General features: G+C 28.2%; 12 protein-coding genes and 1 pseudogene. All 13 read right to left on the minus strand.

Annotation, left to right across the window (positions count from 1 at the left end):
• On the minus strand, positions 1 to 459 hold a 459-nt coding region (locus tag VK071_13675; GenBank protein HLR36364.1), incomplete at its 3' end, for an AroM family protein.
• Complete coding sequence (locus tag VK071_13680) at positions 456 to 1,391, minus strand: DUF1177 domain-containing protein (GenBank protein ID HLR36365.1); 936 nt, start codon at positions 1,389 to 1,391, stop codon at positions 456 to 458. The genes VK071_13680 and VK071_13675, both read right to left, overlap by 4 nt.
• Before the next feature lie 183 nt (positions 1,392 to 1,574).
• Positions 1,575 to 2,717, minus strand: a complete 1,143-nt coding sequence (locus VK071_13685) for a M20 family metallopeptidase (protein HLR36366.1) — start codon at positions 2,715 to 2,717, stop codon at positions 1,575 to 1,577.
• A 21-nt stretch (positions 2,718 to 2,738) separates the two neighbouring features.
• The gene (locus VK071_13690) at positions 2,739 to 3,203 is read right to left on the minus strand and encodes a hypothetical protein (protein HLR36367.1); all 465 of its coding nucleotides are present in this window, start codon (positions 3,201 to 3,203) and stop codon (positions 2,739 to 2,741) included.
• Between the two features lie 37 nt (positions 3,204 to 3,240).
• Complete coding sequence (locus VK071_13695) at positions 3,241 to 4,068, minus strand: DUF3100 domain-containing protein (GenBank protein HLR36368.1); 828 nt, start codon at positions 4,066 to 4,068, stop codon at positions 3,241 to 3,243.
• Positions 4,069 to 4,299: 231 nt separating this feature from the next.
• Positions 4,300 to 5,925 carry a PucR family transcriptional regulator ligand-binding domain-containing protein gene (locus VK071_13700; protein ID HLR36369.1) on the minus strand — a complete coding sequence of 542 codons (1,626 nt, stop codon included), beginning with the start codon at positions 5,923 to 5,925 and terminating at the stop codon, positions 4,300 to 4,302.
• 323 nt (positions 5,926 to 6,248) lie between these two features.
• A pseudogene (locus VK071_13705) lies at positions 6,249 to 6,657 on the minus strand (IS3 family transposase).
• A 533-nt stretch (positions 6,658 to 7,190) separates the two neighbouring features.
• On the minus strand, positions 7,191 to 8,396 hold the full coding sequence (locus tag VK071_13710; GenBank protein ID HLR36370.1) for a glycosyltransferase: 1,206 nt from the start codon (positions 8,394 to 8,396) through the stop codon (positions 7,191 to 7,193).
• A 25-nt stretch (positions 8,397 to 8,421) separates the two neighbouring features.
• A complete protein-coding gene (locus VK071_13715) occupies positions 8,422 to 9,765 on the minus strand; it encodes a hypothetical protein (GenBank protein HLR36371.1) in 1,344 nt (447 codons plus the stop codon).
• A 179-nt stretch (positions 9,766 to 9,944) separates the two neighbouring features.
• Entirely contained in the window at positions 9,945 to 10,856 is a 912-nt protein-coding gene (locus tag VK071_13720; GenBank protein ID HLR36372.1) for a glycosyltransferase family 2 protein, read from the minus strand.
• A 126-nt stretch (positions 10,857 to 10,982) separates the two neighbouring features.
• A complete protein-coding gene (locus VK071_13725) occupies positions 10,983 to 11,714 on the minus strand; it encodes a hypothetical protein (protein ID HLR36373.1) in 732 nt (243 codons plus the stop codon).
• A 165-nt stretch (positions 11,715 to 11,879) separates the two neighbouring features.
• Positions 11,880 to 12,011 carry a hypothetical protein gene (locus VK071_13730; protein ID HLR36374.1) on the minus strand — a complete coding sequence of 44 codons (132 nt, stop codon included), beginning with the start codon at positions 12,009 to 12,011 and terminating at the stop codon, positions 11,880 to 11,882.
• A 243-nt stretch (positions 12,012 to 12,254) separates the two neighbouring features.
• The coding region (locus tag VK071_13735; GenBank protein ID HLR36375.1) for an LPS biosynthesis protein WbpP at positions 12,255 to 12,456 on the minus strand (202 nt) is incomplete at its 5' end.

A 12,456-nucleotide genomic window follows, 5' to 3' on the forward strand; every position in this document is an offset into this window, starting at 1 on the left:
TTCTTTACTTTGTTTTAATTGATCTTTATCGGGAGTAATTACTGCTAATTTACCTTTATCTAGTAAATTTGGAACTACACCATGAATTATTTTTTGAGGATATAATATTGGAACATTCGATTTAAACCCATCTGGAAATACACCTGTACATATAAATAATATTATATCTACACCTTGGCTTTCTAATTTATCAATACACTTTTGTAATCTAGTTAATATATGTCTTTCTGCAAATTTTACACTACTTCCATCTCTTAATTTTGAAACTAATACATAATCATCTTTGCCGATTGTAAATGCTTCTATCTCTTCTAAAATAAGACCATCTAATGCTCCTGATTGTAAAACTTCTACATCTTCTCCTAAAAACTCAATCATTTCTGGTATCATATCATCTCTAGGAGATTGACCTATAGTTATAACTCCTAATTTACTCTTTATAATAGTTCCCCCTCCTATTTACCAAGAGTTTGTATATGATCCATACTTCCATATAATTGCTTTAATTTATCAAATTCAGTTTTGTCATAGAATTTACAATTTCCTTTTCCATATTGCTTAGCAACTTCTAATGTGAATCTAGCTGCTTGTTCTAAATCAAATGGATGACTAGCACCTGTTGCACAACCTGGTACGGCAGATTCAGTTGTTATTGCTACTCCTACTACTGGAGCATTAGTTGCTGTAGAAGGTTGTAGTATACTGTTTAAATGATATATATCATTTCCATAAGGTGTAATATCTTGAATAGTTATAGGAAATACAACTGGTAATTTTCCTGTAGTAATTTCCATAATATCTAATAAATCATCACTTGTTTTTAAGATATAGCCTTCTTTTACAGTTGGAGATATTGAAAATCCTCTATGATTTATTACCTTATTACCTTTAGTTGTGTCTATAGATAATATTGCATCTAACTCCCCATCGACTTCTTCTTTATTTACTGTAACCATATCTACTGGAGAACCCATAAATGGAACTGGATCATGAGGTTGTGTAGGAGCGTCAGGACATATATGTGTTGAAACAACAACATCCCCATCTAGAAAGTCTCCTTTTTCTTGCATATCTAAAAGTTTAGCAGCTACAGATAGTGCTACTACTGCTCCATCTGCATCAGAAACCATACCTATCATTTCTGGTCTAGCACCTATACCTCCTAATCTTCCCAAAATTCCTATAGTTGGAGCATTCTTTCCTTTGGATTTTCCACTTTTACCAGGTATCCTTATCCTGATAAAATCAGTTTCTCCCTCTTCTCCTTTTATAGTTTTAACCTCTATATCCTTTGACCCATATGATTCTTCTAAGTATTCTTTCATTTGTTTTCCACTTGCTGTAGCTGTATCAATATATTCATAAACTTCCATAATTTGTTTTAATAACATACAAACCCTCCTATTAATAATAAATTTTTTTATATTATTATTTATATTTAAATCTAATTTATTTGATATAAGTTTTGTGCAGATTATTCTTTCTAAGTGAAATTAGAAGTAGTATATCTTTTAAAAGATATACTACTTAAAGTCATTTCCAACTAATTAGTTATATGTGCACTAAATCCTTATTTATTTTAGCAAAACATCTAATCCACTCATGGCCAACACCTTTATTGCTGAATTTAACACTCTCCTACCATCATCATTACCGGCAGACTCTTCAAATTCTATAGTATGAGTACCAATATCTTCTTTTAATTTTATATAGAATTGTATAGCAGATATTTCATGAGTTACATTTCCTACATCTGTGGATCCTATTCCTTGTGTTAAATCTCTTTCAATAAAAGGTTCCTTTATATTTTCCATATTACTCCTAACCAAAGATACTAATTCTTTATTGTTCCTAACTTCCTTTATAATTTCTCCTTCTTGTGTAATTATTACATCTGTATTCGTACTCAGTGCTGCCCCTTTTGCACAATTATTAACCTGTTCAATTATATCTAACAAATAATCATAATTAAGAGCTCTTATATTAAATAAAGCAGTTGCTTTTTCAGGTATAGTATTATGAGCATCTCCACCATCTGTAATAATTCCGTGAAGTCTGGAGTGATCCTTAATATGAAGTCTTAGAGCATTAACATTATTAAATAATTGAATAACTCCATTTAAAGCACTTGACCCTTTCCAAGGAAATGCTGCTGCATGCGCTGCTGTTCCTTTAAAATTATATTCTATAGTAGCAGCTGCAAATGAAATGTCATCAGGCATAGATGCATCTGCTGGATGCATTATTAAAGCAGCATCCAATTCTTTAAAAACACCCTTATTAACCATAGCAATCTTCCCACTTCCATATTCTTCAGCAGGGGTTCCTATAACCTTTAACACTCCCGAAACATTATTCTCTTCCATAATATTCTTTAATATCACTCCTGCACCTACCGAACTCGTTCCTATTAAATTATGTCCACATCCATGTCCAATTCCTGGTAAAGCATCATACTCCGCAAGAAATGCTATTTCTTTTCCAGAACGACCTGTATCATATACTGCTTCAAAAGATGTTGATAAATCAGCAATACCTTTAGTTACTTTAAATCCGTTCTTCTCTAAATAATCACATAGTATCTTCTGAGCCTTATACTCTTTATAAGATAACTCTGGATTTTTATGAATATAAGAGCTTATTCCTTCTAATTCCTCTTTTCTTTTCTCGGTCATATCTATAATATCATTTTTAAGATCTTCAATTTTTTTATTCATATATAAATTCATCTCCTTCTATTATATTAACCCTCTAATTGATAATATGAAATTTGAAATTAAAGCTGATCCAAAATAAGTTGAAGCCATAACTACAAATGAAACTATTACTATCTTCCAGCTTAAATCTTTAAATAAAGATAATTGATCTCCTACGGATATTCCTGCAAACGCTAACAATGGTAATCCAACTAGTGAAAAAATATAATGTTCCATAGACTCTACAATGATACCCTGAAGAGGTGATATCGGAAGAGTTAAAAAAAATGACACTAGTGTAGCCCATGCAAACCCTGGTAAATTTGGCCTTTTTATCAGATTTTTAAGTACTATTGAAATAACTACCATCAAAAAGCTTACCATAGTCGCAATTAGAACATTTCCTAAATTTGATTCTGATGATAAAATGTGTAATATTATTATCATTAAATATATGAATATTACAGTTTTAATTTGGTTCATAATGTCCGAAAATGTATCTTTCATATATATCCTCCCTTTAATAAACTAAATTTTTAAGAAATTATACAGTTTTTTTCCTCTTTAATCTTTTTAGTGGAGTAGAAATCTTATCATAATAAAAATTTGCCAAAGGTAATGAAATAAACATTTCTACATATACTCCTGTTACTGCTGTCAGTAGCCCACTAGTAGCCGAATAAGCTAAAATTTGATCACTTAGAGCAGGATCAGCAGCATTAGCAAGTGCTGTCGTTGCCGCTCCCATCATAGATGCACTTCCCATTCCAGAGGCCATTGCTAGTGCATATGGATGAAATCCAATAGTAAGTCCAATCGGTGCCAATATTGAATAAAATAATGCTCCGAATACACTTCCACTTATATAGGTACCTAAGGTCCCCATTCCTTCTCTTGAATCTAACCCATACTTATCTCCTATTATCCCTAATGCCGTGTCTCTACATAAAGAAAAAGTTGCTCCTACTGATGTTCTTCCAAGTCCCATCATAATTCCTAAAGGTAAAGCTATTAACATCGTCATTATATTACCAAGTTCTTGTAATAACAATGCAGGACCAGCATTTAACACTATTCCTACTTTAGGTCCCGCACTAATACCAAACATTATTCCTAGAGGGTATAACGTTAATGCTAGTAATTCTGGAGCGACATCTATTTCATCTTTACCTATTATTTTTTTGAAAGATGGAATAATCTTACCTATTAAATCTGGAGAACAAAGTATTCCAAATAATATTGCCCAGATTAGAGTCATTATTATAATCGGCATTCCAAAAATTGTAAATTCAATAGGACCAATTATTTCAGATAATACACATATAACTAATGAAACAAAAATTGCATTTCTACTTCCTTTGTTTACTTTCATAATCATTCCTCCATTCTTATTCGGTAAATTTTACTAAACTCTCAAACGCATTTCACAAAACCTTAAAATTATTTAATCTTAATAGTCTGATAATTTATTTTACAACCTCCTAATAATTTGTTTGTACTAAATATTATAGCAATTCTAAAATTTAAAAACTATTAGAGAATACCATAAAAAAACACTTAGACTTTTATGTGTTTACATAATCGTCTAAGTGCTTCATAACCACTATTTTAATTTTAGTATCTTTTTTAATTTCAATCCCATTTGTAAGGAAAAAGTATCTTCCACATTGTCAACTGAATATCCAGTAATCTCTTGAACTCGATTTAACCTATATCTCAATGTTTCAACATGAATGAAAAGTTTAGAAGATGTTACTTTTTTATTTAAATTACATTTTAAATATGTCTCTATTGTACCTAGTAAGTCGGTTCCATTATCATTATCATAAACTTCTAACTTTTTTATAGTGTTACAATAATAGTTATATACTTCAACATCTTCCTTTAATAAATATAATAATTTGATATTATCTAAACCTTCATAATAAACAACATCTTTTTCACAAAACAATGATGCTAGAAAAGATTCATTATATAAATCTTCTATTTGTTTTAAACTATTATAGGTTCTTGATACACCTATCGATGTTAAAACTTCATCTTCATAGCTTTGTAGCTCTTTTTTTATATCGTAAACTACATTTTTTAAATAAATATCAGATTCTATCTTTACAAATAGAAAGATTTTATCAGATCTAATTGTGGTCAAATAGCTATTGAAACCTAAAATATTATTTATAATTCTATAAATCTCATAATTATAGTCTATTAGTTCTTTCCAAGATTTTTTCAAAAAAACTTTAATACAGATTCCTATAAATTTTCCTGTTTTATCCCATCCTAAATCTTTTTCAATATTTTCATAAAACTCATTTGTTAAGTCCTTACTATTTAACATTGTCTCAACTAGAATTTTATTAAAATTGGTTTGCTTAAGCTCTATCATCCACTCTCTCTCTAAGTTAGATGAAATCATAGATGCTCCATACTTAATTGTTCTTTGCTCTATTGATTCTAATTTTCGGTTACTTACAATATATAAGTAAGAAGAAGGTTCATTATTTTTCATAATAGGATACATACTAATATAAGAGTCATTAATATGATAATTCCAATTAAAAAATTTAATATTCTTTATCATTCTTTTACCGTTATTATTAAATGGAAAATAATAAGAAATATTATTATAGCTATCAAAATCTATTATGTTACGACTCAATATATTAAAATCATCATCAAATAAGAATATGTTTGAGTCAGAAATATTGGATAAGGATTGTATAATACCATCCATATCTCTATTCTCAAATGATAGTTTCAATAAATTCTTATATACATTATTTAAATTTAAAATGTAGGAATTCTTTTTATAAAAGATCAAATCATAGAAATTAGATATCGTATCAGTATAAACAAGGTTATATGGTAATTTTATTAATAAGACATCATATTTGTTAGCGTCCTCTACTAACTTTTTATCTATCTTATTAAAATATCTATTTTCTTTTATTCCAATTGCCACGACTCCCTTATGATATGCATCAGATACCATATCTTGTTTACCTTTTATATTATTATGTAGTGCGTATCCAGTAGTTAATAAGAATTCTCCTCCTTTAAGCCAATTCAACCCCTCAGGCGTTTCAAGTATAGTCATATGATTACATCGCTTTATTAACCCCTCATTTCCTCCTAGAATTTCAAAACTTTTAAATACTTTTGAATCTAGTACTTCTTCTACTGTTAAACTATCATGATCATGAGTTAATTCCATTTTTTTAATTTCCATAATAATATTTTAATTTAATTGTTCACCTCTTAAATACACAAATTTAATTTTTTTAGAATTAGTACATCTACTTTTAATATAGATAAACATCAGATTTTATACTTTATGTGTTAATAATTCATATTATTAATTATATCAATATAACGCGATTTTACAAATGGATTTATTCAGAGTTCAACGTCAATATATCATAATATTTTTATAATTTATGCGTTCTAAGTAATTTAGTATATATTATATTTGTTTCAAACCTCTTTGTTGAATAGGTTGGAAGGGCAACCTTTTTTAGATAAAATCCTACTTAATACAGATTTTATTTAATACTAGGATGCTTTTGCTAGATTTCTAGTCTTTGATTCTCTATATTCAATTGATAAAATATAACCTAACGAACCATGAATTCTTAGGTTATTATACCAATAGACATACTCTGCTAATTCTAGCTGTAATTGTTCTAAAGACTTAAACTTCCTTTGATATAAATTCTGTTTTGGGTATTTTATTAGTAGCTTCACTAACTGCATCGTCATAGGGATTTCCTTTATTACTTAAAGACCTTTCTATTTTAAAAGTATCCAGAATGTTATCTATTAGTTCATTATCATACTCATTGCCACGATCAGAATGAAATAGGTTTATATCTCTTCAGGAATAATTACACCTTAGTAATGCGGTTTCTATTAACTTGGCGTCTTTCTTGGCTCCTACCACATATCCAATAATCTCTCTATTATCAAAGTCTCTATCTACTACATATAGAAAATAAGATTATGAATATATCTTTTTAAACAGGATATTGAATCCGTTCTTAACGTTCTTGATAACTTTAACACAAAAAATCTCGGAGGTTTTAATTATATAAACCCCACCTTTAATTGTCTTTATGTCTTGAATATCTTTACATTCGGAATACATCTTATTTAGGTATTTGAATTAATAGGATTTTTCATCATATTCTAGTTCACCCTCCCTTCACTTATTTAATAGTTCTAATATCGAATTGCATTATCTATTATTAGTTTGGATAATTAATTTCTGGCCTACAATACTATATCAATAAATATATTACTATCAGATATTAAATCACCTAATAGCTGTTACTTATTAGAACCTTTATATATTACAGCTTAAAAATTCCATATAAACTTAACAGTCTCTATGTTTTATTTTGGGTAATTCTGTGTACCATTCTCATAATCTTGTATCTATAACAAAAATAATAACATTTGTAAATCTAAATACAAAAATTTACAAATACAGTTTTTTTATTTGTCTTTAAGTTTAGCAATCATATCCTCAAATCCATTAATACTAGAACTTGTTAGATTTGTTGCATTTTTAGCATTACTTATATATTCATTTAATATATTTGGATTCTCAATCCATTCCTTTAGTCCTCTATAAAGACCATCATCAGAGTTTTCAACAATAATTCCATTTTTTCCACTATTTATACGTTCTCGTGCCGCAGCATATTCTGTTACTATAACTGGTTTCCCTAATACAAAGGCTTCTTCCACCACCATCGGCATTCCTTCGAATATAGAAGATACACACAAAAAATCTGCTTGTTCTATGTAAGGATAAGGATTTTTTTTATTCCCTACAAAAATTATCCTTTCTGTTAATTTTTTTTCTCGTACTTGTTTTTTAAGTCTTTCCATATTTGGTCCATCTCCGACAATAATCCAGTTCAATTTATGCCCAATATCGTTTAAATGTGCGACCGCATTAATTACCCTATATACAGCTTTATTATCATCAAGCCTAGCTACACTTACGCCCTTATATCCATCTTTCTTTGTGAGTGAATTAGCAGCTTTTTCTTTCGCTAAAGTTTTTATTTTATCAGCTATGACTGAATTATATATGACAAAACATTTATCTTCGTATTGTGGCATCTTTTCCAAGAATGCAAATTCATTGGCTTTTGAAATATTTACTATGCCATCCAGTAATTCAAACAACTCGGATTCCCATTGAAAGTCATTTTTTAACATTCTATAATCAGTATGTATCCATCCTACTTTTTGTGTTGCATTCGTATTCCATATCAAATATTGATAAATCCCCCCGTACAATCCATGTATTCCATTATTATGGGAATAGGCAATTCCCACATCATATTCCTTCCTAAGACTATGTGTGGCAAAGATGAACTTAAATATATAACGGTTATTTATAATACGACTTAAGAGCCCGATAATTCCTCGTACAATAATATTTCCTATATTTTTACTCCTTATCACTTCTTTCATAGACATTCCTATTAATTTTAACCAGTAGTTGCCTCTTATAAAGTTTACTTCTTTAGGTACATCTTCTATCAATTCTCCTCCTTGATAAAACAATAATAAATCCACCTCATATTTTGTATAATCTATATTATTTAATAAATTAACAAGAGATCGTCTTACCCCTCCTATCCGTAAAGATCCATTTATAAAAAGGATTTTTTCTCTTTTTTTCATCATTCCACTCCTTTTTTCTAGCATATCACTTTAAAGGCTTGAACCATGCTGCTATAAAAACTCCTAAAAATACAATATATAAAAATTCGAGCTTAAATAGTAAGTCTAAAGATAAACTCATTAATAAATACATTAAAAGTGGCATTAAACGTATCCAGGCACTATCCCTATCTCTATTATCGATTGTATTATTATTTATTATTTTATATGTTTCCTTTAAAAGTAGTATAATAATAAGAAAGCCTATGCTTCCTAGCCGGGTTACAGATTGTACTAATGTATTGTGAGCTGCACTGTGTAATCCTACGACATCTAAGGAAGTTCCGAAGATTATTACCCAAGGATAAATAGTAAACATTTTAAAATACATTTTTAGGATTACATTTCTTCCCGATGATAATGCATCCAAATTGTCTGCATTCATAAAGCGGGCTGTATATCTAGTAATTAAAGGTTTCCACCATCCTAAAACATATCCCACGATAATTATTAATCCAATTATAAATATAAATTTCCCACCGCTGTATACTCCCTTTTTATAAGATAATAATACTATATATAAAATTAACATTACGATTGAGACAAAAAAGTAGGCTTTTGACCCTGAAAAAAAACCTGCTATAAATATAAATAGGACCATTATGTTTAAAACTTTGTTGAACCATTTTTTAAACCTTATTTGTGTTTGGTTAGTAAGTATTATCCCCAACGAACAACCAAAAATAGCTTGAGCTCCAAACCCATTAGGATCCATATGCACACCCGAGAACCTCAGCCCTACACCTTGTCCCTTAACAGCATAATTTAGCCTAAAGTAATCCACCATATGAGGAGCTTTATAAAGAATCAAACCAGCAATTATTGACAAGAACAACCCGAATATAAAAGCTAATGACGCCTCATCCCATTTGAATAAATTATACCATTTTCCCTTTATTAGGCTAAGGGTTGTTAATGGTAGAATCAGGCTAATCTCATCAAAGCTAATAGTTCTACCAATAATTAATTTTTGAAATAAAACTAAAATAATTAACATTGTAATATAGGAAATTTTTTTGAGGTTAAAACTTAATTTACTTTTGTAAGATATTGCAAACAACAATCCAACTGTGAGATAACTAAATATTGTTCTAGTTCCCGGTTCTGATCTAAGAATATAAGTCCAAGGTATCAAGAAAAATAATAAATTTATTTTCTTATCAATATTAATTAAAATAAAACATCCCACAATCACAATTAAAACAGCACTTAAAATCAAATTGTTATTTGATAGGTGTCCTAAAACTAGGCAAACCGCTAAAATTATCCATAAGCTTATGTCTCTAGGAAACCCTTTTAATTGTATATCATTTACTTTCTTCCTATCCATTAACAAAATCCCTTCTTCGTAGTAATATGTGTCTTTGTAACATTAATTTCTATAAATTAAATCCATACACCTTCTTTGTCACAGTTCTATTACATAAATACAGAATATATCTTACTACATCTGTTACCGGAATATCTTTTTCATTTATTAATTTTATCTATGTATTTTTCTTATTAACTCTAAATTTTAAAACCATAACACTGTTTTAATAACTTCCTTTTTATTAGATAAAATATATATCTTATAAAAATTTTTAATGTTATATCATTTTTTTTGCAAGTTTCATACATTAATTTGAATTCTTTATTAAATGCATAGTATCTTGCTAAGAGTAAATATTGTCCTATTGCTACTTTCTTTTTTTCTAGCTTTGGTAAATCATTTATATATCCACTAAAAATATTTAAAAATTCATTTGTATTTTTAATAAGCTTATATTCTGATAAAGCATTTGATCTATCATCTTTATTTATTACTAAACAAATCTCAGGCACATGAGCAATCTTTGTAATCTGTGATGCTCTTATTAAAAATTCCAAGTCCTGTCTTCTTAAAAAGTTTTCATTAAAACCTTCTATTTCATCTATAATATCCTTCCTAATCATTAAATTAGAACCCGCACTTATATATAACTCTCCTTTTAATATATCTGCGCCTATATATCCTTCCTTATTCTCTATCCCTTTGTCTATTATCTTACCATTTTTCTTTCTTATAAATTGTGTGTAGCACATTCCCCATGAATCATCAAGTTCCTCTAATCTTTTAACCTGCGATTCTATCTTCTTAGGTAAAAACTCATCATCATCATCTAACAATGCAATATAATACCCACTGGCATTGTTAAAACCTGTGTTTCTAGCTGCTGCTCCATTTAGATTTTTTGGATGAAGTATATATTTAATATTTTTATATCCTTTATAACTTTCCATTAATCTTTGAGTCATTTCCCTTTCTTTACTATTAGGGTCATTATCATCTACAATAATTATCTCAATGTTTTCATACGTTTGTCTTAATACACTATCAATTGTATTTTTTAACATTTCCGATCTTTTATATGTCGGTATAACAACAGATACAAGTTTCATATTTATAATCCCCTCTAAAATTATCATTCAAATTTTAATTTAATTTAATCTTAATATTCGATATCTGCAATGTAAAGCTATAGTCTGTTAACCATTATATGTTTTTTCAATATATATTATCTTTTATCATAGTGTTAATATAATAAATATTGGTAATACTTTTTGTCTGTGTCTCATAGCAGTGCCTGCGTTAGCTATACCTATTCCAAATACAAATGTTGTTATAAACAATGAAAGTATCAGACTCATAATAATATATTTACCATCGCTTACCCTTTTAAAATCCTTTAGTATAATATATAAAAAGTATAAATAAATAACACTATCTATAAAAAAAGTAATTAAATCATTAAATCCTCTCCAATCCCACGGTAAAGGTGAACTTAGAAAATAAACCATATAAATAGGATAATATAATATCATCCTCCACCAAGTATTTGCTTCTAATGATTTAAGATATTGGGATCCACCTCTTCTACTATTTGCAGTATTGATTATATCATCTATATCTTCAACATTTGTAAATTTTCCTAAAAATATACTCTTATTATTCATAATAACTAGACTTAACAAAATAAATACTATTAATAATACAAAAGATCTTGACGATATTTTAAACCTTTTTTCCTTTCTATTATAGAAAATATAAGTTAGTATATACCCTATTAAAATACCTATAATCCCCGAATGGAAGATATTTGCTATAGCAATATAAATAATAGAAAAAAATTTATTCTTAACTCTTCCATGTTTACACCATTTAATAAAATAATAAGATGACAGGGTAACAAAAAAAGTTATGAAACTTTCTCGAAGTAAAATTGATGAAAATATTAATGCATTAGGCAATAATGACATAATTATGATCGCCCTATTAATATTATTTTCATTTATTTCTAATATAATAAAAATCTTATATAATAAAATAATTATCATTATTCCCAATATCACATTTATATACTGTCCGATTATTCTATTCTCTCCTATAAAATAAAAAATAACTCCTAATATTTTAGCATAAATTTAACCATAAATTTTTTCTCCAATCAATCCTATATTATTTGCTACAAAAATAGCACTTCTATAAAACCCTTCTGTATCATTGCCACTACTTGGTAAAATGAATATATGTCTAGCATATATATCCCAAAACATCAATAATATCCTTCCGAAATAGGCAACTAATAGATATCTACTAATTTCTTTATATTTTTTCGTAAACATGATTGACATGTAAATAATATTAATCAATATAAATATGTAAGCATTCATCTCACCTGAAACACCTAAGATATTTAAAAATACATTATTCCAAACTGAACCATTAAAAAAACAACAAACATATTATCACTACTTTACTTTATAATATTTTATCACCAATCAAGCTATCCTTTATATTTATATATTTTCCTTATACCAGTTTATAGCTTCTTTAAATCCATCTCTAAAATTCCAATCCGGATCATATGATAAAAGCTTTCTTGCTTTTGATATATCAGCTAAGCTATGTTTTATATCTCCAGCACGTGGCTCTACATATCTTGGTTTAAGATCTACATCTAATTCTTCACACATTAAATCATATATTTCATTTATAGTA

Source organism: Tissierellales bacterium (assembly GCA_035301805.1).
Classification (GTDB): Bacteria; Bacillota; Clostridia; order Tissierellales; family DATGTQ01; genus DATGTQ01.

What these genes read in the sequence shown, in the direction of transcription:
- VK071_13725 (HLR36373.1), bottom strand. Translation starts at nt 11,714, where the DNA reads ATGTCATTATTGCCTAATGCATTAATATTTTCATCAATTTTACTTCGA.
- VK071_13710 (HLR36370.1), bottom strand. Translation starts at nt 8,396, where the DNA reads ATGAAAAAAAGAGAAAAAATCCTTTTTATAAATGGATCTTTACGGATA.
- VK071_13720 (HLR36372.1), bottom strand. Translation starts at nt 10,856, where the DNA reads ATGAAACTTGTATCTGTTGTTATACCGACATATAAAAGATCGGAAATG.
- VK071_13730 (HLR36374.1), bottom strand. Translation starts at nt 12,011, where the DNA reads ATGTTTTGGGATATATATGCTAGACATATATTCATTTTACCAAGTAGT.
- VK071_13690 (HLR36367.1), bottom strand. Translation starts at nt 3,203, where the DNA reads ATGAAAGATACATTTTCGGACATTATGAACCAAATTAAAACTGTAATA.
- VK071_13700 (HLR36369.1), bottom strand. Translation starts at nt 5,925, where the DNA reads ATGGAAATTAAAAAAATGGAATTAACTCATGATCATGATAGTTTAACA.
- VK071_13685 (HLR36366.1), bottom strand. Translation starts at nt 2,717, where the DNA reads ATGAATAAAAAAATTGAAGATCTTAAAAATGATATTATAGATATGACC.
- VK071_13680 (HLR36365.1), bottom strand. Translation starts at nt 1,391, where the DNA reads ATGTTATTAAAACAAATTATGGAAGTTTATGAATATATTGATACAGCT.
- VK071_13715 (HLR36371.1), bottom strand. Translation starts at nt 9,765, where the DNA reads ATGGATAGGAAGAAAGTAAATGATATACAATTAAAAGGGTTTCCTAGA.
- VK071_13695 (HLR36368.1), bottom strand. Translation starts at nt 4,068, where the DNA reads ATGAAAGTAAACAAAGGAAGTAGAAATGCAATTTTTGTTTCATTAGTT.